The sequence below is a fragment of the Streptomyces montanus genome, from assembly GCF_005786655.1.
Classification (GTDB): Bacteria; Actinomycetota; Actinomycetes; order Streptomycetales; family Streptomycetaceae; genus Streptomyces; species Streptomyces sporangiiformans.
The window spans coordinates 1-21,504 of record NZ_VBZC01000009.1 but is presented as its reverse complement, the minus strand read 5'-3'; the positions used below and the strand labels follow the sequence as shown (position 1 = coordinate 21,504).

18 protein-coding genes are annotated in these 21,504 nt (G+C 70.3%); 9 read left to right on the top strand and 9 right to left on the bottom strand.

The window, feature by feature from the left end; translation table 11 throughout:
• The first annotated feature begins 86 nt into the window (after window positions 1–86).
• Entirely contained in the window at window positions 87–1,031 is a 945-nt protein-coding gene (locus FE633_RS09730) for a GlxA family transcriptional regulator (protein WP_425473170.1), read from the top strand.
• A 57-nt stretch (window positions 1,032–1,088) separates the two neighbouring features.
• On the opposite strand, the gene FE633_RS09725 is transcribed toward FE633_RS09730, so the two are convergent.
• From FE633_RS09725 to FE633_RS09710, 4 genes are all read right to left on the bottom strand, one after another.
• Window positions 1,089–2,546 carry an aldehyde dehydrogenase family protein gene (locus FE633_RS09725; RefSeq protein WP_138044717.1) on the bottom strand — a complete coding sequence of 486 codons (1,458 nt, stop codon included), beginning with the start codon at window positions 2,544–2,546 and terminating at the stop codon, window positions 1,089–1,091.
• An 8-nt stretch (window positions 2,547–2,554) separates the two neighbouring features.
• Window positions 2,555–4,330: an N-acyl-D-amino-acid deacylase family protein gene (locus tag FE633_RS09720; protein WP_281291162.1), complete on the bottom strand. Its 1,776-nt coding sequence runs from the start codon at window positions 4,328–4,330 to the stop codon at window positions 2,555–2,557.
• An 80-nt stretch (window positions 4,331–4,410) separates the two neighbouring features.
• Window positions 4,411–5,529 (bottom strand): LLM class flavin-dependent oxidoreductase, encoded by a 1,119-nt coding sequence (locus FE633_RS09715; protein WP_138044715.1) that lies wholly within the window; start codon window positions 5,527–5,529, stop codon window positions 4,411–4,413.
• Window positions 5,530–5,643: 114 nt separating this feature from the next.
• Window positions 5,644–6,399, bottom strand: a complete 756-nt coding sequence (locus FE633_RS09710) for an SDR family NAD(P)-dependent oxidoreductase (protein ID WP_138044714.1) — start codon at window positions 6,397–6,399, stop codon at window positions 5,644–5,646.
• Between the two features lie 247 nt (window positions 6,400–6,646).
• Between FE633_RS09710 and FE633_RS09705 the strand changes: the two genes are divergently transcribed.
• Window positions 6,647–7,384 carry a hypothetical protein gene (locus FE633_RS09705; protein WP_138044713.1) on the top strand — a complete coding sequence of 246 codons (738 nt, stop codon included), beginning with the start codon at window positions 6,647–6,649 and terminating at the stop codon, window positions 7,382–7,384.
• A gap of 76 nt (window positions 7,385–7,460) precedes the next feature.
• Window positions 7,461–8,252 carry a hypothetical protein gene (locus FE633_RS09700; RefSeq protein WP_138044712.1) on the top strand — a complete coding sequence of 264 codons (792 nt, stop codon included), beginning with the start codon at window positions 7,461–7,463 and terminating at the stop codon, window positions 8,250–8,252.
• Between the two features lie 61 nt (window positions 8,253–8,313).
• On the opposite strand, the gene FE633_RS09695 is transcribed toward FE633_RS09700, so the two are convergent.
• The 3 genes from FE633_RS09695 to FE633_RS09685 form a co-directional block, all read right to left on the bottom strand.
• On the bottom strand, window positions 8,314–9,072 hold the full coding sequence (locus tag FE633_RS09695; RefSeq protein WP_138044711.1) for a response regulator transcription factor: 759 nt from the start codon (window positions 9,070–9,072) through the stop codon (window positions 8,314–8,316).
• A 135-nt stretch (window positions 9,073–9,207) separates the two neighbouring features.
• Complete coding sequence (locus FE633_RS09690; RefSeq protein WP_138044865.1) at window positions 9,208–10,110, bottom strand: TIGR03619 family F420-dependent LLM class oxidoreductase; 903 nt, start codon at window positions 10,108–10,110, stop codon at window positions 9,208–9,210.
• A 29-nt stretch (window positions 10,111–10,139) separates the two neighbouring features.
• Window positions 10,140–11,372, bottom strand: coding sequence for an amidohydrolase family protein (locus tag FE633_RS09685; RefSeq protein WP_138044864.1), 1,233 nt, complete (start codon window positions 11,370–11,372; stop codon window positions 10,140–10,142).
• A gap of 211 nt (window positions 11,373–11,583) precedes the next feature.
• Between FE633_RS09685 and afsR the strand changes: the two genes are divergently transcribed.
• Both afsR and FE633_RS09675 read left to right on the top strand, forming a co-directional pair.
• The gene (gene afsR, locus FE633_RS09680) at window positions 11,584–14,562 is read left to right on the top strand and encodes an SARP-family global regulator AfsR (protein WP_138044710.1); all 2,979 of its coding nucleotides are present in this window, start codon (window positions 11,584–11,586) and stop codon (window positions 14,560–14,562) included.
• Between the two features lie 268 nt (window positions 14,563–14,830).
• Window positions 14,831–15,052, top strand: a complete 222-nt coding sequence (locus tag FE633_RS09675; protein ID WP_138044709.1) for a hypothetical protein — start codon at window positions 14,831–14,833, stop codon at window positions 15,050–15,052.
• Between the two features lie 167 nt (window positions 15,053–15,219).
• Here the strand turns inward: FE633_RS09675 and FE633_RS09670 are convergent, their stop codons facing one another.
• Window positions 15,220–16,854 (bottom strand): FadD3 family acyl-CoA ligase, encoded by a 1,635-nt coding sequence (locus FE633_RS09670; RefSeq protein WP_138044708.1) that lies wholly within the window; start codon window positions 16,852–16,854, stop codon window positions 15,220–15,222.
• A gap of 140 nt (window positions 16,855–16,994) precedes the next feature.
• Between FE633_RS09670 and FE633_RS09665 the strand changes: the two genes are divergently transcribed.
• From FE633_RS09665 to FE633_RS09650, 4 genes are all read left to right on the top strand, one after another.
• On the top strand, window positions 16,995–18,161 hold the full coding sequence (locus FE633_RS09665; RefSeq protein WP_138044707.1) for a lipid-transfer protein: 1,167 nt from the start codon (window positions 16,995–16,997) through the stop codon (window positions 18,159–18,161).
• 9 nt (window positions 18,162–18,170) lie between these two features.
• A complete protein-coding gene (locus FE633_RS09660; protein ID WP_138044706.1) occupies window positions 18,171–18,629 on the top strand; it encodes a Zn-ribbon domain-containing OB-fold protein in 459 nt (152 codons plus the stop codon).
• The gene (locus FE633_RS09655; protein ID WP_138044705.1) at window positions 18,626–19,402 is read left to right on the top strand and encodes an enoyl-CoA hydratase/isomerase family protein; all 777 of its coding nucleotides are present in this window, start codon (window positions 18,626–18,628) and stop codon (window positions 19,400–19,402) included. Before FE633_RS09660 ends, FE633_RS09655 begins: the two co-directional genes overlap by 4 nt.
• 94 nt (window positions 19,403–19,496) lie before the next feature.
• On the top strand, window positions 19,497–20,090 hold the full coding sequence (locus FE633_RS09650; protein WP_138044704.1) for a hypothetical protein: 594 nt from the start codon (window positions 19,497–19,499) through the stop codon (window positions 20,088–20,090).
• 79 nt (window positions 20,091–20,169) lie between these two features.
• Here FE633_RS09650 and FE633_RS09645 read toward each other — a convergent pair.
• Window positions 20,170–21,504 (bottom strand): outer membrane protein assembly factor BamB family protein (locus tag FE633_RS09645; RefSeq protein WP_171059879.1); only part of this gene is annotated, 1,335 nt, incomplete at its 5' end.

Sequence of the window (21,504 nt, the reverse complement as noted above, 5' to 3'; positions counted from 1 at the left end):
ACGTCAGGGTCCCCTAGATTTACGCCATGCCTCGCAACCGGGAAACACAGCGGCCGAAGGATCCCGTCCCCACGGCTCCGATCCGGGTGGCCGTCGCGCTCCTCGAAGAGTCCTCGCTCTTCGAACTGGCCGTGCCCTGCGCGGTGTTCGGGCAGCCGAACGGCAGTGACGCGCCCCCGTGGTACGACCTCGCGCTCTGCGGGACCGCACCGGGGGTCCAGCACGCTCCGGGCGGCCTGCGGCTGGAGAGTGAGCACGGCCTCGACACGCTCGCCGCCGCGGACCTCGTCATCGTCCCGGCCTGCCTCATGAACGGCTACGAGCCCCCGGCCGCCCTCCTCGACGCGCTGCGCGCGGCCCATGCCCGCGGCGCCCGCGTCGCCTCCCTGTGCTCCGGCGCGTTCGTCCTGGCGGCCGCCGGGCTGCTGGACGGCCGCGAGGCAGCCACACACTGGATGTACGCGGACGAGCTGCGCCGTCGTCACCCGCGCGTCCGCGTCAACGAACGTGCCCTGTACGTCGACGACGGCGACATCCTCACCAGCGCCGGCACCGCGGCGGCCATCGACCTGTGCCTGCACATCGTCCGCCGCGACTACGGCACGGCGGCTGCTGCCGAGGTCGGCCGCCGCATGGTCGTGGCCCCGCACCGCGAGGGCGACCAGGCCCAGTACTCCCGGCCGAAAACCGCCGCCACGCCGCCCGCCAAGGGGCTCGCTCCCGTACTGGACTGGGCGATAGCCCGGCTGGATCTGCCGCTCACCATCGCCGAGTTGGCGGACCGGGCCGAAATGAGCGTGCGCACCTTCGAACGGCACTTCGCCCGCGAGGTGGGCACCACCCCGCTGAAGTGGCTCAACCAGCAGCGCGTCGCCCGGGCACGCGAACTCCTCGAAACCACCGACCTGTTGGTCGACACCATCGCCGAACGCAGTGGCCTGGGCACGGGTGACGGTCTGCGCCTGCACTTCCGCCGCATCCTGGGCACCACTCCGGCCGCGTACCGCCGCACGTACCGCGGCGCATCATGACAGAGCACGCCCCGCACCAGCCGCGTTGCCGCTCTCACCCCGACCGCACGGCCGCCCTCACCCCGGCCAGACGATCGCCTGCACCTCGCTGTACGCGTGCAGCGCGTAGGAGCCGACGTCCCGGCCCACCCCGCTCCTCTTGAAGCCGCCGAACGGTGCCTCCATGTTGCGTCCGACGGTGTTGACGCCCACGCCGCCGGCCCTGAGTCGGCGTGCCACGCGGAACGCCCTCGCCACGTCCCCCGACCAGACGTAGTCGATCAGGCCGTAGTCGGAGTCGTTGGCGAGGGTGACGCCCTCGTCCTCCTCGTCGAAGGGGATGACGACCACGACCGGGCCGAAGATCTCCTCACGGGCGACCCGCATGTCGTTCGTGCAGTCCGCGAGGAGGGTGGGGGCGACGTAGAAGCCCGTGCCGTGCGGCGGTCGCTCGCCGCCCACGACCACGCGTGCCCCTTCCTTCCGCCCCAGCTCCACGTAGGACTCGATCCGCTCCCGGTGCGCCGCCGAGATCACCGGGCCGACGACCGTGCCCTCGGCGCGCGGGTCGCCCACCTTCAAGTAGCCGGTACAGGCGGCGAGTTGGTCGACCAGCCGGTCGTACACGCCCCGCTGCGCCAGGACCCTCGTCGGCGCCGTGCAGATCTGGCCGCTGTAGAACGAGAACGTCGTCCCGATCCCCCGCACCGCGGACTCCAGGTCCGCGTCGTCGAAGACGACCGCCGCGCCCTTGCCGCCCAGCTCCATCAGCTGGCGTTTCATGCCGCGCCCGCACACCTCGGCGATGCGCTGCCCGACGGCCGTCGAACCGGTGAAGCTCACCATGTCCACATCGGGCGAGTCGACCGCGGCCTCGCCGGCCTCCGGACGCGAGCCGGACACGACGTTCACCACGCCCGGCGGGGCGCCCGCCGCCTCCAGGGCCTCCGCCATCCGGTAGACCGACAGCGGGTCCTGGGGGGCGGGTTTGACCACCACCGTGTTGCCCATCGCCAGGGCCGGGGCGATCTTGCCGGCCGGATTCGCCCAGGGGTTGTTGTACGAGGTGACGCAGGTGACGACGCCCACGGGCTGACGTACGGCCAGGGCGCCCATCACCGTCGCCGCGCCGAACGGGCCCGCCTCGTTGATCTGCGGGGGCAGGGGCTGTTCGACGGGTTCCAGCGCGCCCTTCGCGTACCGCTTGAAGCGGGACGCCGCGACCGCCACCTGCATCCCGCGCGCCGTACCGGTCGTGGCCCCACTCTCGGCCTGGGCGAGGTCGGCGTACGGGACCATGTGGCGCTGGATGTGCTCCGCCGTGCGGGCCAGGATCGCCGCCCGTTCCTCAGCGGGTGTGCGCGACCACGGGCCGAAGGCCTCGCGGGCCGCGGCGGCGGCCGCGTGCACCTGGTCCCGCGAGGCCTCCGGCGCCCACCCGACGACACCCTCGCTCGCCGGGTCGATCACCTCGTAGTGCCCGCCGTCCGGCTCGACCCACGAGCCGCCGATGAACAGCCCCTGACGATCGGGCACCTTCGGTGTCACCTCGTGCTCACCGTCCTCGTGTCCCGCCCGGAGCGGAGCACCCTGCCCGGTACGGCGCCCGTCACCACGTCGTCCCGGATCGCCTCCACCCCGTTGACCCAGACCGCCCGCACCCCGATCGCCCTGGAGTCCAGCCGCGGGCTGTCTCCCGGCAGGTCGTGCACCAGGGTGGCCTTGCCGGCGTCGATCCGTTCCGGGTCGAAGAGGACCAGATCCGCATGGAAGCCCTCCTGGACGCGTCCCCGGTCACGGAGGCCGAAGAGCTGTGCCGGGTCGTCCGTCAGCATCCTCACCGCCTGCTCCAGCGACACCAGCTTCCGGCCGCGCAGACAGTCCCCGAGGAAGCGGGTGGTGTACGGGGCACCGCACATACGGTCCAGGTGCGCGCCCGCGTCCGAGCCGCCCAGCAGGACGTCCTCGTGCCGCCAGGTCTCGGCGCGCAGCGCCCAGGAGTCGGGGTCGTTGTCGGTGGGCATCGGCCACAGAACCGTACGGAGGTCGTCCGCCGCACAGATCTCGACCAGGCACTCGAAGGGCTCCTGCCCTCGCTCGGCCGCGATGTCCTGTACGACCCGGCCGGTCAGGCCCTCGTTCGCGGCGCTGTAGGTGTCGCCGATGACGTACCGGCCGAAGTTGGTCAGGCGCCGGAAGACGCCCGCCTCCTTGGAGCTCGCGTGCCGGAGCATCTCGGCCCGGACGTCCGGGTCGCGCAACTTCGCGATCCTCTCCGGAACGGGCAGGCCCAGGATCGGTCCCCACCCGGGGATCAGGTTCAGCGCGCAGAACGTGCCCAGCGACATGTTCATCGGTGTGAGGATCGGCATCGTCAGCGCGACGATCCGGCCGCCGGACTTGCGGGCGCGCTCGCTCGCCTCCAGTTGCCTCGGTACGCGTTCGGGCACCGACGCGTCGATCGTGAGCACATTCCAGTTCAGAGGGCGGCCCGCGGACGCGGTCATCTCCACGAAGAGGTCGATCTCGTCGTCGCTGAACTGGTCCAGGCAGCCCGCCACGATGGCCTCGATCTGGGTGCCCTCGTGCTCGCCGACGGCCCGCGAGAGCGCCAGCAGTTCGGCGGGTTTCGCATGGCGGGACGCGACCGGCTTTCCGTCGCCGTCGGAGTGCGAGGTCGACTGGGTGGTGGACAGTCCCCAGGCACCCGCGTCCATCGCCTCCCTCAACAACCCCACCATCGCGTCGAGTTGCTCCGGCGACGGCTGCCCGCCCACCGCGTCCGGACCCATCACATACCGCCGCAGCGCGCAGTGCCCCACCATGAAGCCGGCGTTGACGGCGATCCGCCCCTCCAGGGCGTCGAGGTACTCCCCGAAGGTGCGCCAGCTCCAGGGCGCGCCCTCCTCCAGCGCGACCAGCGACATGCCCTCGACCTTGGACATCATCCGCCGTGTGTAGTCGGCGTCTTCGGGGCGGGAGGGGTTCAACGGGGCCAGCGTGAAACCACAGTTGCCACCCGCGACCGTCGTCACGCCGTGGTTCAGTGACGGCGTCGCGTACGGATCCCAGAAGAGCTGGGCGTCGTAGTGCGTGTGAGGGTCGACGAAGCCGGGGGCGAGCACGAGCCCGGTCGCGTCCTCGGTGGTACGGGACTCCTCGGTGACGGTACCGATGGCCGCGATCCGCCCGTTGCGTATCCCCACATCGGCGGTGCAGCGGGGCGCGCCCGTCCCGTCGACGACGGTCGCGCCTTTGATGACGTGATCGAGCATGGAGCGTGCCTCCTTGACTTCCGGTGCGTTGGACGCGCCCCTCAGGGGCGCGGGGCCGTGTGAATCTGCGGCTCCGCCGCGCGGGCGCGACCAGCCACAACCGACGCGTAGCCGCCAACCGAACCTCAGGCAGCCCCTCGGAACCGCGAGGTACGGTGTACCGGATCCGTGTCGATCTTCGGAATCACATGCTCACCGACCAGCCTGATCGTCTGCAGCGTGTCCTCGCGCGAGATCCCGATCGGCATGCCGAAGGACAACTGATCGGCGCCCGCCTGCTCCCACCGCTTGCACTGCGTCAGCACCTCGTCCGGGTCCCCGCAGATCAACAGCTCCTCGGCGATGAGGACTTCGATGATCTCCTCGGTGAACTCGGGCAGCGTCTCCGGCCACACCGGGACGCCCTCGGGGCGCGGGAAGGTGTCGTGGTAGCGGAAGAGGAGGGACTGGAGGTAGTGCAGACCTCCGCCGGCCGCGATCCGGACCGCCTCCTGGTGCGTCGGCGCGCAGATCGCCGTCGACGTCACCATCACGTTGTCGTTGACGAAGTCCCCGACCGGCTGGGCCTCGACGATCGCCGTCTTGTACTGCTCCAGCACCCACTCCATGTCGGACACCTTCTGCACGCTGAAGCCGAGCACCCCGAGGCCCTTGCGGGCCGCCATCGCGTACGAGGGCGGCGAGCCGGCGGCGTACCACATGGCCGGGTGCGACTTCCCGTACGGCTTGGGCAGGACCTTGCGCGGCGGCAGCGACCAGTGCTTGCCCTGGAACCCGGTGTACTCCTCCTGGAGCCACATCTTCGGGAACTCGGCGATGGTCTCTTCCCAGATCTCCTTGGTGTGGTTCATGTCGGTGATGCCGGGCAGGAAGCCGAGGATCTCGTGCGAGCCGGCGCCGCGCCCGGACCCGAACTCGAAGCGTCCCTCACTGAGGTGGTCGAGCATGGCGACCTTCTCGGCGACCTTCACGGGGTGGTTGACCTGGGCCAGCGGGTTGAAGATGCCCGAGCCGAGGTGGATGCGGTCGGTCGCGTGGGCCAGATAGCCCAGGAAGACGTCGTTGGCGGAGAGGTGCGAGTACTCCTCCAGGAAGTGGTGCTCGGACGCCCAGGCGTACTTGAAGCCGGACTTGTCCGCCTGGATGACGTACTCGGTCTCCTCCATCAGCGCCTTGTGCTCGGCGAGCGGGTCGCTCTCGGCTCGCTTGCCCACGTATCCCTGTACAAAGAGCCCGAATTCCAAGGAGGTTCACCGTCCCACGGTCAGGTCCGCACAAGTATTTCTGACAGAGCGTCAGATCTTCGATACGGCCGACTGTTCCACCGACCCCGTGGAGCGTCAATAGCTGACGTGCCGTCAGATGAGGCTCACTCCGGCCAGCCAGCCTCCGTCGATCACGAACGGCTGCCCGGTGATGTACGAGGAGTCCTCGCTGGACAGGAAGAGCGCGAGCCGGGCGACCTCCTCGGGCCGGCCGATGCGGCCGAGCGGGACGCGCTTGCGGTAGAGCTTGTCGACGGCCTCGGCGGACGCGTCGTCGCCCGGATCGGTCATCGCGGTGTCGATGGCGCCGGGGCAGACCGCGTTGACACGGATGCCCTTGCGGGCCAGCTCCAGTGCGGCCACGCGGGTGAGGCCGACGATCGCGTGCTTGGTGGCGGCGTACGCGCCGACGTACGCCATGCCCGTCATCCCCGTGTACGAGGCGGTGTTGACGATGGTCCCGCCGCCGGCCGCCTCGATCTCGGGAGCCAGGGTCTTGACACCGAGGAAGACGCCGACCTGATTGACGTGTACGACCTGCATGAACTCGTCGAGGGGGGTGTCGACGAGGGAGTTGAAGCGCAGGACGCCGGCGTTGTTGACGAGTCCGTCGACCCGGCCGTACGCATCCTTGGCGGCGGCCACCGCGGCCGCCCAGTCCTCCTCACGGCTCACGTCCAGGTGGACGTAGAGCGCCCCCAACTCCTTGGCCAGCTTCTCCCCCTGATCGTCGAGTACGTCCGCGACGACGACCTGCGCGCCCTCCGCGACGAAGAGCCGCGCCTCCTGCTCGCCCTGGCCACGCGCGGCGCCGGTGACGAGGACGACACGCCCGTCGAGCTTGCCCATGGGTCTCTCCTTCAGAGGTGTGGACGCGTGGTGGACGCCCTTTCTGAGGCATCGTCACGCATCTGACGAGGACACCCATGGTCGTAGCTGACGGACCGTCAGACAAGGGGTGACGGGTTCGGTGTGTGTCGCACTGCACACGTCAACCAACTGGCCAGTAGGGACATTTGACTCTGTTGCCGCTTCCCGCCCCGACCAATAATCCATTCCCCGCAAGGCAAAGAAGCCGCCAAGGACGGAGCAAGACATGGCCAAGAGGGCCCTGAAGAACAAGAAGGTCCGACTCGTCGCCATCGGGTCCGCCCTCGCCACCGGTGCAGCGGTCATCACCCTGCTGCCGTCGGCGAACGCCGCCGAGGAGAAGAAGACGCCCGAGCAGATCATCTCGATGTGCGAAAGGTCCGCAGTGCTCAACGGTAAGAAGCAGTCGGTGAGTGATTTCGGGGGCGCCTTCGCGGACGGTTTCGCGGCCGACAACTGCGATTACGTAGAGACGAAGTTCGAGACCTTCGACGGCCCCAAGGAGAAGGCCTCGATCGACTTCCCGAACTGCGAGCCGAACGCCACCGAGCCGTCCAAGGTCGAGATCACCTGGAAGGCGACCGTGGGTCAGGGCCAGGGCAAGTACACCGCGACACAACAGGGGGCCGGTGGAGGCCTCTTCGGCGCTCTGAGCGGGTCCTGGCTCAAGCACAAGGGAACGACCGACCTGACCCTCAGGACGGTGACCGCCGGCGACACGGAAACGAGGGAAGTCCCGGCCGGCAAGATCCTCCACATGGAGTTCACGCCGAAGATGCAGCGCATGACGGGCGAATGGCGAGTGAGGATCGATGCCGACCCGGGCGGCTTCGCCACCAACCCCAGCCCCGAGAAGAACTTCGTGGCGTCGGAAGTCGTCGAGGGACCCGCCGTTCTGCCAGGAGCCGCCGGCGCACCCGGAATCGCGGACGGGACGGCCAAGCCCGTACTGACCGACTGCTGACGGCCCCCGGTCACCCCACTCCCCCGCATCTCTCCACCACCCAACTCCCCACACTCCCCCCTCAAGGAGACGCACCATGACACGCACCGGCCGCAAGGGAAATCACCGGAGCAGGAAGAAGCGCATCACCCTCGTGCTGGCCCCGGTGGTGGCCGCCGCGGTGGCCGTTCCGCTGATGAACCAAGCGGGTGCCGCCACCCCCTCCGAGGTGACCAAGGACTGCGCCGAGAACTCCGCCAAGCTGGACAACTGTGAATTCGTCGACGTCCAGAACAAGAGGAACAGCCTGGGGCCCAACAAGCGCGTTTCCACCGTGACCGACAACTGCGGTTCCACGACCGCCGCCACGAAGAACTTCAGCGTGTCCGCGTCGGTGGTGAGGTCCGTCACGCTCGAAGACGGATTCGTCGCCGCCGCCGATTCAAAGCTGGGGAACTCGTTCTTCGAAGTCGGCGCCAAGTTCAACACGTCGGAATTCAACCTCGAGCGTGATGACACGGGGACCGGATTCGATTTCTCAAGGACCGACACCGTTAAGGCCGACCACCTCGGGTTCTTCATGTGGTCGGAGAAGCGCACGGACGTGAGCGGATTCCTCAGGGCCACGTACAAGGAGGAGCAGAACGGCCAGAAGGTGTTCTTCTCCCCCAAGGAAGGCGGCACGAGCGTGCATGTCTTCTATCCGCAGCTCCTGCAGAACGGCACCCCTGACGGCCGGCTCTGGCTGCGCAACGTGAAGTGCGGGACTCCCGAGGCCCGCGGTATCCAGAACTCGACGCAGAGCCTCAGGACGGAACCCGGCTTCGACGAGGGCGGCGAGAACGTCACGGACGTCGAGATCCCGCTGTCCGAGATCCCGGCACCGTAGCGGGACCGGCCCCCGCGCCGCACGCGGGGGCTTCTTCCGTGCACGCCACGTCAACGCCACGTCAGCCTGCGGTCGATCCCAGGGAGTCGTCGTGCGCGGCTCCCAGCCACCGCAGCACCGCGTCCGTGCTGCCCCTGGCGTCCAGCTTGGCGTAGATGTTGCTGAGGTTGTTGCGGACCGTCTTCTCGGACAGCCGCAACCGCATCCCGATCTCCTGGGCGCCCAGGCCGGTCGACAGTAACTCCATGATCTGCCGCTCGCGCGGCGAGAGCGTGGACCGCAGCCGTTCCAGGGCGTCGGCTGGCGGTTCGGCCATGCGCTGGGCCCCCTCTCTGAGGGCCGCACACGCCGCCGGCGAGAGATAGGTGTGGCCGATCACTGCGCCCGTGACCGCCGCGGAGAGCATGCAGGTGCAGTAATCGCCCTCGACCAGATAGCCGGCTCCGCCACGGAAGACCTCGAGGATGCTGTCGGTGTCCCGTCGGGGGCTGATCACGATGACTGAAGCGTTCATGTCACCCATAGCGGTGAGTAACTTGGGGAAGGCATCAGCGGGGTCCTCGCAGCGCAGCACCACGACGTCCGCGGCGGCGGCTTCGGCCCCCTCGTCCGCGGCACCGGCAAGGTCACGCAGCGCCTGGTGAGGAGGGGGCGTGAACAACGCACGGCCCACGTACGGATCGTCCGCGCTCGGCCAGTCGCGGTGCGGCCAGTCGCCCTCGGCACACGCGAGGGCGACGGTCAGTCTGCGGGACGCGTCATCCGGAGCGGTGAGAACGGGAGAGCGATTCGCTGTGCCGGCGCGCCTGGAGGATCGCATGCCGCGTGTCCTTCCTCAGAGACCATGACGCCAGTACATACGTGACCCACCTCGCACCCTGTTCAAAGTTTCAACGAGATCTCGTCAGCCCTGTCAGACAGGTTTCCCAAAGGCCCAGTCGGAGCCGGTCCGACCCTAAAGGTGCGGGGCCACTTCGGCGCCGAACGCGGCCATCTGGTCCGTGAGTTCGCTCAGGCTCCGGGACCGGAACCGGACCTGGATCTGATGGACCCCCATCGCCCGGTACGCGCGCAGCGACTCGGCGAGCGCTTCGGGGTGGCCGGCGAGGGTGCGGCGGCCGACGTGCCACCCCGGCTCCCCCACGTACAGCGGCTCGGTGACGGCGCCGACGACGGCGGGCTCGGCGATGCCCGCCTCCTCCCGCAGCCGCTTCAGCCGGGCGATCTGCTCCGGCAGCCGATCGCGCGGGTCCCCCTGCGGCAGCCACCCGTCCCCCTTCACCGCGGCCCGGCGCACCGCGGCGGGCGAGGAGCCGCCGACCCAGACGGGGACCCTGACCTGCGCGGGCCGGGGCCGCTGCCCGAGCCCTTCGAAGTCGTACAACTTCCCGTGGTGCTCCGGGAATTCATCGCGTCCGAGGGCGGAACGCAGCGCGTCGATGGTCTCGTCGAGCACGAACCCCCGCCGCTCGAAGTCGGCTCCGAGCGCCTCGAACTCCTCCGGTACGTGTCCGGCGCCGACCCCGAGGATCAGGCGGCCGCTCGACAGGTGGTCGAGGGTCGCGTACTGCTTGGCGGTGACGAGGGGGTGGCGGAGCCCGACGACGGCGACGTGACTGAGCAGCCGGACGCGCTCGGTGGCCGCGGCGAGGAAGGCGAGCGTGGCCACGGGGTCGTACCAGACGGTGCTCATGGCGGCAGCGAGGCGGCGCGGGATGGCGACGTGGTCGCAGCTCGCGAGGTACGCGAAGCCGGAGCGGTCGGCGGTGCGCGCGATCTCGACGAGGTCGTCCGGACCGGCGGCCGCCTCCCACCCCTCGGCGTAGAGGGTGCTCTGCGACTGGACCGGGAGCTGCATCCCGTACAGCAGTGACCTGTCGCCCGGGCTCACCGGGCACCGCCCGGTCCGGCCCACCGGCCGTCCTTCGTCAGCCCCAGCAGCTCGATGGCGTTGCGCCGTACGATCCGGTCGACCACGTCGGCGTCCAGGTGCCCCATCTGGGCCTCGCCGACCTCGCGGGACTTCGGCCAGGTGGAGTCGGAGTGGGGGTAGTCGGTCTCGTACAACACGTTCCCGACGCCGATGGAGTCGAGGTTGCGCAGGCCGAACGCGTCGTCGAAGAAGCAGCCGTACACATGGTCGGCGAAGAGTTCGGACGGGGGGCGGTGCACCTTGTCGGCGACGCCGCCCCACCCGCGGTTCTCCTCCCACACCACGTCCGCCCGCTCGAGGATGTAGGGGATCCAGCCGATCTGCCCTTCCGCGTACATGACCTTCAGGTTCGGGAAGCGCTCGAACTTGCCGCTCATCAGCCAGTCCACCATCGAGAAACAGCAGTTGGCGAAGGTGATGGTGGAGCCGACGGCGGGCGGTGCGTCCGCGGAGGTGGAGGGCATCCGGCTGCTCGACCCGATGTGCATGGCGATGACCGTTCCGGTCTCGTCGCAGGCGGCGAGGAACGGATCCCAGTCGTCCGTGTGGACGGAGGGCAGTCCGAGGTGCGGAGGTATCTCGGAGAAGGCGACCGCCCGTACTCCGCGGGCGGCGTTGCGCCGCACCTCGGCCGCCGCCAGTTCGGCGTCCCACAGCGGGATGAGGGTCAGGGGGATGAGGCGGCCTCGGGCCTGCGGGCCGCACCACTCCTCCACCATCCAGTCGTTGTAGGCGCGTACGGACAGCAGCGCCAGTTCGCGGTCCTTCGCCTCGGTGAAGGTCTGGCCGCAGAAGCGGGGGAAGGTGGGGAAGCAGACGGCGGACTGGACGTGGTTGACGTCCATGTCGGCGAGGCGCTGCGGGACGTCGTACGAACCCGGCCGCATCTGCTCGTACGTGATCACTTCGAGCTTGATCTCGTCCCTGTCGTAGCCGACGGCGGTGTCGAGGCGGGTGAGGGGACGGTGCAGGTCCTCGTAGACCCACCAGTCGCCGATGGGGCCGTCCTCTCCGGGGTTGCCCATCACGGGAGCGAACTTGCCTCCCAGGAAGGACATTTCCCTGAGCGGTGCGCGGACGATCCTCGGTCCTCGGTCCTGGTACTTCGACGGGAGCCGGTCCCGCCAGACGTGGGGGGGCTCCACCGTGTGGTCGTCCACCGAGATGATCTTCGGGAAGGTCTCCATGGTCTCCATGCGGCTTACGGTAGCGCTGATCTGACGGTCCGTCAGCTCTCTGGATGACGGTCTCCGGGTTGCGCCGACTGTGTGTGGACCTTGTGAGGCGTTCCGGAACATGGCGTGGCGGCCTGTGATCACCATTACCCACGGCTGACGCATCCGCCGTGAACAAGGCAAACTGGCCTGGTTGTCATGACAGTCGGGCAGGGGGGCAGCGATGGACGGCGTACCGCGCGTACCAGACCCGCGCGTACCGGACCCGGGGGAACCGGAGCAGTGGGGTTCCGAGAAATCGGCACCGCTCCGCTTCAGCGTGCTCGGACCGGTGCGTGCCTGGCGCGGGGCGGAGAGCCTGCCCACCGGTTCCCCCCAGCAGCGTGCTCTGCTCGCGGCCCTGCTCCTGCGCGAGGGCCGTACGGCCACGGCCTCGGAACTGATCGACGCGCTCTGGGGCGACGAGCCCCCGTCGCAGGCACTGGCCGCCGTCCGTACGTACGCCTCGCGCCTGCGGAAGGTCCTCGGCTCCGGTGTTCTGGTCAGCGAATCGGGCGGCTACGCGATCCGGTCGCTCGCTGACGGGGCCCTCGATCTCGCCCTGGCCCAGGAACTGGCGGCGGACGCCGAGAAGGCGCGCAACGCCGGGGATCTCTGTCATGCGCGAGCGCTCATCAACAAGGTGCTGAGCCTGTGGGACGGGGAGGTGCTGGCGAACGTCCCCGGGCCGTACGCGGACACCCAGCGGACCCGGCTGGACGAGTGGCGGCTTCAACTCGTCGAGTCCCGGCTCGACATGGATCTGGAACAGGGCTGCCACGCGGAGGCGATCTCGGAACTCACCGCTCTGACGGCGGCTCATCCGCTGCGCGAGCGGTTGCGGGAGCTGCTGATGCTCGCGCTGTACCGCAGCGGGCGGCAGGCGGAGGCGCTGGCCGTGTACGCGGACACGCGGCGCCTGCTGGCGGACGAGCTGGGGGTCGACCCGCGGCCCGGCCTGACGGAGCTCCAGCAGCGGATCCTGCAGGCGGACCCGGGGCTCGCGGAACCGTCGGCGCCGGTCGCGGAGCCCGCGGCCGCCCCCGTGAAGCCGGCGCAACTTCCCGCGACCGTCCCGGACTTCACCGGGCGGGCGTCTTTCGTGGCCGAGCTGATCGAGGTGCTGTCGGCGACCTCCGCGGCCGGGGGCCGGGTGATGGCGGTGTCGGCGCTGGCCGGCATAGGAGGCGTGGGAAAGACGACGCTGGCGGTGCACGTGGCGCACCAGGCGCGGGGCTCGTTCCCCGACGGTCAGCTGTACGTGGACCTCCAGGGGGCGGGAGCGCGCGCGGCCGAGCCGGAGACGGTACTGGGCTCTTTCCTCCGAGCCCTGGGCACGGCGGACTCGGCGATTCCCGACTCGCTTGAGGAGCGGGCGGCGCTGTACCGCTCGACCCTGGACGGGCGGCGGGTGCTGGTGCTGCTGGACAACGCGCGCGACGCGGCCCAGGTACGGCCGCTGCTGCCCGGGATGGAGGGGTGCGCGGCACTGGTGACGTCGCGCGTACGGATGGTGGACCTGGAGGGGGCTCAACTGGTCGACCTGGACGTGATGTCCCCCGAGGAGGCGCTCCAGCTCTTCACGAAGATCGTGGGCGAGGAACGGGTGGCCTCCGAACGGAAGGCCGCGCTGGACGTGGTCGCGGCGTGCGGTTTCCTGCCGCTCGCCATCCGCATCGCGGCGTCCCGCCTCGCGTCCCGGCGGACGTGGACCGTCTCGGTGCTCGCGGCCAAGCTGGCGGACGAGCGGCGTCGGCTCGACGAGCTGCAGGCGGGCGATCTGGCGGTCAAGGCGACGTTCGAGCTCGGCTACGGGCAGTTGGAGCCCGCGCAGGCCCGGGCCTTCCGGTTGCTGGGGCTGGCCGACGGACCGGACATCTCGCTCGCCGCGGCCGCGGCCGTACTGGACCTTCCGCCGGACGACACCGAGGACTTGCTGGAGTCGCTGGTCGACACCTCGCTGCTGGAGTCCGCGGCTCCGGGCCGCTATCGCTACCACGACTTGGTCCGACTCTACGCGCGTGCGTGTGCGGAGAGAGATGAGCGGCCGCCCGGCGAGCGGGACGCGGCGATGTCCCGGTTGCTGGACTTCTACCTGGCCACGGCCGCCAGGGTCTACGCGATGGAGCGGCCGGGAGACCGGCTGGTGGATCATCTGGAGCCGACGGAGCACGCGGGTCTGCGATTCACCGAGGGAGCCGCCGCCCTGGACTGGCTGTACACCGAGGCGGCTCCGCTGCTGGCCTGCGTACGGCAGTCCGCCGGCACGGACCGGCTGCGGCGGGCGGTGGACCTGCTCTGGGCGTCCAAGGACCTGACCGAGTCGGGGGCCAACTCGTACCAGTACGAGACGACGGCCAGGGCGATGTGCGAGGCCACGCGGGCCGCGGGAGACGTCCGGGCGGAAGGCAGGGCGCGGACGATCCTCACCGATGTCCTCCTGGTCTCCGGCCCGATTCAACAGGCCGAGGAGCAGGCGCGGTCGGCCATGGAACTCGCGGGCTCCGCGCAGGATGCGACCGCCATCAGCTGGGTGGCCAACAACCGGGGCCTCATCTGCCTGCACCAGGGCCGGTACGCGGACGGCAAGGTCTTCTTCGACCAGGCCATAGAGGGTTTGCGGGCGGCCGGCAACCGGCCCTTCGAAGCGACCAGCCTGTGCAACCTCTCCCGTGCCCACCTGGGCATGGGCAACGTCACCAAGGCAGTCGAGATCGCGCGGCGCGGCGTCGCGGCACACGCCGAGTTCGGCAGGACGGTGCGCCTCGCAAACAGCCACTACGCCTTGGGGGTCGCCCTGACCAGGGCCGGCCGTCACTCCGAAGCTCTCAGTCAGTTCTCCGACGCCCTGTGCATCCTCAGTGACCACCGGCAGCGGCTCTGGGAGGGGACCACCCACTTCCGGATCGCCGAAGTCCACCTGGCCGCCCGCCGCCCCGCACAAGCGGCCCAGCACGCCGAACAGGCTCTCGCGCTGGGGTGCATCGGCGGTGACCGGATGCGGGGCAGCGTCCTGACGCTCCTGGGACGGGCGCTCTCCGAACTGGGACAGGTGGACCGGGCCAGGGCCTGCTGGCGCGAGGCGCTCAACCTGTACGAGGAGAACGGCGCCCCGGAGGCCGACGAGGTACGCGCTCTGCTCACGCCTGCCGCCGCGGCGTGAGCGACGGGCCTCGGGCTCGGGCCTCGGGCCTCGGGCCTCGGGCCTCGGGCTCGGGCCTCGGGCCTCTCAGCAGGCATTTGCGGACGTTCAGCATTCGTTTATCGCCGTCCGACACTCTCTTACCTGTCACACCGTCGCGTCGGGGGGCAGACGGTCTGACCAGGAGCCAACGGGTTAGTGTGCGGCTCCAGACGCCCGTCCGGCGGCCCTCGGGGGAGTCTCCGGGCGGGCGTTCCTGACTCGTCACCACAGCGGAGGAACTGAAGGTATGAGCGACAAGAACACGGACGTGGACGCCACACCGCAGGACAATCCCATGCCCGAGGGGTCGGCCAAGGACACCGTCAAGACGATGGACAACCCGATGCCCACCCCGCCCGCGGAGGGCTCGGGCGTCAGCACGCTGGACAACCCCATGCCGACGCCGCCCGCCGACGACACCATCAAGACGATGGACAACCCGATGCCCACGCCGCCCGCGAAGGGCTAGGACGCCAGGTAAAGACCTTCATCCCGACGGGGATCGGCCGCGGCGGCGCGGAGGGGGAGCCGCCGCGGCCGAGGCTTGTCGCACTCACGGCGCGTAAGGGATGGTCGAGGAGATCCGCACCGCGCTCACCAAGCTCCGTACAGGCCACGTTCGTTGAGTCCGTCGCCTCAGGAACAGCCGGAGCGCAGCTCTCCCTTGACCACCTTTCCGCTCGCGTTGCGCGGTAGTTCGCTCACGAACTCCACCGTCCTCGGCACCTTGTAGTTCGCCATCTCGCGGCGGGACCAGGCGATCAGGTCGTCGGCGGTCGTCACCGCCCCCGGTCGCCGCACCACGAACGCCTTCCCGACCTCGCCCAGCCGCGGATCGGGCACCCCGATCACCGCCGCGTCGGCCACCCCGGGGTGCAGGAGCAGTAGTTGCTCTATCTCCGCCGGGTAGGCGTTGAAGCCGCCGACGATGAACATGTCCTTGATCCGGTCGGTGATACGGAGGTTGCCCGCGGAGTCCAGGACGCCGACGTCGCCCGTGCGCAGCCAGCCGTCCGGAGTGATCGCCTCGGCCGTCTCGGTGGGGGCTTCGAAGTACTCCCTCATGACGTTGAAGCCGCTGACCAGGACCTCTCCCGGCGAGCCGACGGGGACCGGATTCCCGGACGCGGAAACCACCTTCACCTCCGTGTCCGGAATCGCCCGGCCGGACGTCGACGCGATCACCGACGCGTCGTCCCCGCGTCGGCACATCGTGACGATGCCGCCGGCCTCCGAGAGGCCGTACGCGGTCAGGACCGTCCCCACGCCGAGTTCCGTCCGTAGCCGCTCCACCAGTTGGAGCGGGACGACGGCCGCGCCCGTCACCACCAGCCGCAGCGCCGAGAGGTCGTACGCGTCACGGGACGGGTGGTCCAGGAGGGACTGGTGGAGCGTCGGTGGGCCGGGCAGGACCGAGATCCGCTCCGAGGCTATGTTCGCCAGCGCCGTGTCCACGTTGAACACCGGCTGCGGGATCATCGTCGCGCCCCGCATCAGGCAGGCCACCACGCCCGCCTTGTAGCCGAAGGTGTGGAAGAAGGGGTTCACGATCAGATAGCGATCGCCCTCGCGCAGGCCCGCAAGGTCGGACCAGATGGCGTACGCGCGCAGGGTCTGCGCGTGCGTGATCACGGCGCCCTTGGGACGGCCGGTCGTGCCCGAGGTGAAGATGATGTCCGAAGGGGAGCCCGGCGACAGGGCCATCGAGCGGTTGCGCACCACCGCGTCGGCGACTCCGTCTCCGTCGGCCAGGAAGTCCTTCCAGGTGCGGAAGTCCGGCGGCGCGTCGTCGGACAGCACCACCACCTGCTCCAGATGGGGAAGGCCCGGCAGAGGCCCGGCGCCCGGTCCCTCCGCGGCGGCCCGCCGCAAGGACGCCACGTACGACGTCCCCAGGAACGTACCGGTCACGAAGAGCAGCCGCGCTCGGCTGCGCGACAGGACGTACGCCGCCTCCGTCCCCTTGAAGCGCGTGTTCAGCGGCACGAGCACCGCCCCGGCGGACACCGCGCCCAGCGCGGAGACGATCCAGTCCAGCGAGTTCGGTGCCCAGATCGCGACCCGGTCGCCGGCCTGGACACCGCCTGCGATGCATGCCGCCGCGGCCCGCTCCACGCGCGCGCCCAACTCCGCGTACGAGACGCGCGTACGCCCGTCCACGACCGCCTCGGTATCGCCGTACCGCTCGGCCGCCGACCGGACCAGCCCCGGGATGCTCCCCCACTCCAAGTCCCCGCGCACCAGGTCCTCGCGCACCAAGTCCTCGCGCATCGCGCGCCTCCCTTCCGATGGGCTCACACACCGCTACCGCCACCACCGCCACAACCCACCACTAGCTGACTGACCGTCAGATTAGCTGTACCCTGACGCACTGTCAGCAGTGCGGACTCCAACAGCGGAGGTGCGTGCCCATGGCAGGACTCGCAGGACTCGCGGGACTCAAGGACGCGACGGCCATCGTCGGAATCGGTCAGACCACCTTCGCCAAGCAACTCCCGGAGTCCGAGAAGACATTGGCCTGCCGTGCCGTTCTCGCCGCGCTCGACGACGCCGGGATCGCCCCGAGCGAAGTCGACGCGTTCGCCTCCTACACCATGGAGGAGACGGACGAGGTCGAGCTGGCCAAGTCCATCGGCGCCGGCGATCTCACCTTCTTCAGCAAAGTGGGGTACGGCGGCGGCGGTTCCTGCGCCACCGTCGCCCATCTCGCCACCGCCATCGCCGGCGGGCAGGCCACGGTCGGTGTCGCCTGGCGGTCGCGGAAGCGGGGCTCCGGCCCACGGCCGTGGAAGAACACCACCGTCCAACTGCCCACCCCGGCCCAGTGGACCCGCCCCTTCGGGCTGCTCCGCCCCGCCGACGAGATCGCCATGCTCACCCGCCGCTACATGCACGAGTACGGCGCCACCCGGGATCACTTGTTCAACGTCGCCCTCGCCTGCCGGAACCGGGCCAACCAGAACCCCGCCGCGATCATGTACGAGCGCCCGCTCACCCGCGAGATGTACATGACGTCCCGCTGGATCAGCGAACCCCTCTGCCTCTTCGACAACTGCCTGGAGACGGACGGTGCGTTGGCCTGCGTGATCGTGTCGAAGGAACGGGCCCGCGACTGCCGGCGCCCACCGGTGTACGTCCACTCCGCCGCCCAGGGCCTGCCCGCCCAGCACCACGGCATGGTCAACTACTGGAACGACGACCCGCTCACCGGCCCGGCCTGGACCGCGGCCCGACACCTGTGGAAACACGCCGACTTCGCGCCGGGCGACGTGGACGTCGCCCAGCTGTACGACGCCTTCACCGCACTCATCCCGCTCTCCCTGGAGGGGTACGGCTTCTGCGGCAGGGGCGAGGGCGGGGCCTTCACCGAAGGCGGCGCCCTCGAAATCGGCGGACGGCTCCCGGTCAACACCAGCGGAGGCGGGCTCTCCGAGGCATACGTCCATGGCTTCAACCTCATCAACGAGGGCGTGAAGCAGTTGCGCGGCACCAGCACCGCCCAGATCCCGGACGCCGCGACCTGCCTGGTCACGGCGGGCGAGGGCGTGCCGACATCCGCCCTACTCCTGAGGAGCTGACGAGCTGCCATGCTGACACCGATCGTGGACGACGACGGCGCCCCCTTCTGGGAGTACGCCGCCCGGGGCGAACTGCGCATCCAGGCCTGCGCCCGGCAGGACTGCGGCGAGCTCCGCTTCCCTCCCCGCCCCTGCTGCCCACACTGCCAGTCCTTCGAGAGTGAGTGGCGGAGGATGAGCGGAAAGGGGCGTATCTGGTCGTACGTCGTCCCGCATCCGCCGCTCCTTCCCGACTACGCCGAACAGGCCCCGTACGGCGTCATCGTGGTCGAGCTGGCGGAGGCCCCTCGGATTCGGCTGGTCGGGAATCTCGTCAGCGGGCCCGGCGCCCCGCTGAACTCCGTTCCGGCGGAGCGCCTTCGGATCGGCGCCAAAGTGCAGGTCGTCTTCGGAGACGGCGGACACGGTGGAGACGGCGGAGACGGCACGGGGCTGCCGCTGCCGCAGTGGGTACTGGAGCGGCCATGACCCCCTCCCTCCGTATCGCCACCGACAAGGACACCGGCGTCGCCGTGCTCACCCTCGACCGGCCCGCGAAACTCAACGCGATCGACCTCGACATGGCCGCCGAACTGACCACCGCCTGGCGGGAGTTCAGGTTCGACGACGCCATCCGCGCGGTCGTCATCACAGGCGCCGGCGAGCGGGCCTTCTGCACGGGGCTCGACCGGAGCGTCGAGGTGCGGCAGCCCAACTCGCCGTACATGGTGGACGATCCGCTCGACACGATCGGGCCCAAGGCGAACGACCTGTGGAAGCCCGTCATCGCCGCCGTGCACGGGATGGCCTGTGGCGGGGCCTTCTATCTGCTGGGCGAGAGCGAGTTCGTCGTCGCCGACGAAACGGCCGCCTTCTTCGATCCGCATACGACGTACGGCATGGTCAGCGCGTACGAGTCGGTCTACATGGCGCAGCGGATGCCGTTCGGGGAGGTCGCGCGGATGGCCCTGATGGGGTCGGCCGAACGGATCTCGGCGCGACGGGCGTACGAGATCGGGCTCGTGTCCGAGCTCACCGCGCCCGGCGGGGCGCTGGACGCGGCCCGGGAAGCGGCCGCCGTCATCGCTTCCCATCCGCCCGAGGCCGTCCAGGGCACGGTACGAGCTCTCTGGGCGGCGAAGGAGGCGGCGCGCGCCCATGCGCTCACGTACGCGCCGCAGCTCGTCTCGCTCGGCAATCTGCCGGGCGAGCGGCAGGCGGAACTCTTCCGTACGCGCCGTTCCGGCTTCCGGGTTCGGTGATCCCGTGAGTCACGGACAGTAACCGTCGCATGGCGGGGGCCGTCCGCCCGGCGTAGCGTCTGGAGCGGGAGCCGGGAAAAACGGAGGTCCGCGTATGGTCCGCAACGTACTCGGGCAGGTACTCGCTCTCGTCGGAGCGGCGGCCGCCGTATGGAGCCCCTTCCAGGCCTGGTACAACGGCCGTGACGGTCAGTACTACCGCCTCGAGGATCTGGTCACCGGGACCGGAATCACGAACGTCAGCGCCGAGCTGTTCGCTTCCCTCTTCCTGCCGTTCGTGGTGGCGGCGCTGATCACGCTGATCGGGCTGGTGCTGCGGTTGCGGGTGCTGGTGGCCGTGGCCGGCGTGATCGTCCTCGGCTTCACCATTCTGTGGATGGTCCGGATCGGGCTGGTCGAGGGCAGCTTCACCATCTCGGGCGAGGAAGCGAACGGGCTTGGCCTTGGAACGGCGCTCGCCTTCGGAGGCGGGGTGCTGCTGCTGCTCGGGGCCCTGTTCATGCGCGGGCGCGGCGCAGGCGGCAAACACGTCAAGGGACGGAGGGGGCCCCTAACTCCTGTGGACCAGCGCGAGCCCTATGAGCCCTATGAGCCGGAGGAGCCGGAGGAGCCGGATGGCCCGACCGGCGGCCCGGACGAGGACGCTCCGACCCAGACGTGGCCGCGACCGCCGCCGGACCGCGACTGAGGCCCGGCCGCCCACCGCGTGCGGCCGCCCGCCACGTGATGCCCCGCAGCCCGTGGCCCTGGCGCCGCGCCGGGTGCGGTTACGTCCGCGCCGTCCCCGTCCCCTTCTCCGCGTCCAGCGCGTACACGCACCGGTCCTTGCTGCAGGCGTACACGACCCCGTCCTTGACGACCGGTGCCCCGGTGATCTCGCCGCCGGTGGCGAGCTTCCAGCGCAGGCGGCCGTCGTCGGCCTTCAGGGTGTAGAGCAGGTGGTCCGTGGAGCCGAAGTGGATGCGGCCGTCGGAGACCGCGGGTGCGCCCACGATCTCGCCGCCCGCCTGGAAGCGCCACTTCGGGGTGCCGGTGACGGCGTCCAGCGTGTAGAGGCCCTTGCCGCTGCCCACGTGGACGTGCCCGGCCGAGACGAGGACCGGATCGATCGAGGCGCGGGACTCCGTGGCGATGCGCCAGCGGTCCCGGCCGTCAGTGGCGTCGAGGGCGTACACCGTGCCGAGGTAGTCGGCGAGGTAGACCCCGCCGCCCGTGACCGCCGGGCCGGGCGCGAACGTGGGCGGGCTGAGGAACACCGCGGGCGCCTCGAAGTGCCAGCGGACGTGCCCGCCCGCGATGTCGATGGCGAGGACACGGGTGCCGGCGGACACGTACACGTATCCGTCGTCGGCCTGGGTGAGGCGGACCGGGACGCCGCCGCAGGAGGCCGCGTCGCCGATGGGGTACGACCAGCGCTCCTCGCCCGTGCGCGCTTCGAGGGCGCGCAGGCGGGCGTCCTGCCACACGTACACCGTGCCGTCCTGGACGACCGGCCCGGCCTCGGGCGACTCGAAGTCGGTCTGGGCTCCGGTGATCTCCCACAGCTTCTGACCGCCCGAGGCCTCCCAGGCCTGTACGCCGCCGCCGCGGGTGCCGGTGACGACGGTGCCGTGGTCGGCCTTGAGCGAGTACACCCAGGCGTCGGCCGCCAGCCGCCACAGGTCGGTGCCCTCGCGGGCGTCCAGGGCGAAGAGGGTGGGTCCGTCGGAGGCGTGGATACGGCCGTCCGCGACGGCCATCGACCAGGCGACGTCCCGTGTCTTGAAGCGGCGCCGGCCGGTGGCCACGTCCAGGGCGTGGACCTCGAAGGAGGTGACGTAGACGAGGTCGCCGGCGACGGCGGGCGTGCCCCACACATCGTTCGACATGCGGAAGCGCCACGGCCGCCAGGACGCGCCGGCATCGGGTTCGGGAGCGGCCACGGGCGCGGCCACGGCGGGGTCGGCGCCGTTGACACCGGGACGTGGCCGGGACCAGGAGGCGGCGAGCCCCGCCTCGGGAGGAGGTGCCTTCACGGCGGCGGCCCGGGCGTCGGCGACGCGCGGACCGGGCCCGATGGGCACCTGGACGCCGGCCAGCCGCACCGGCCCGGTGTCGGGCGC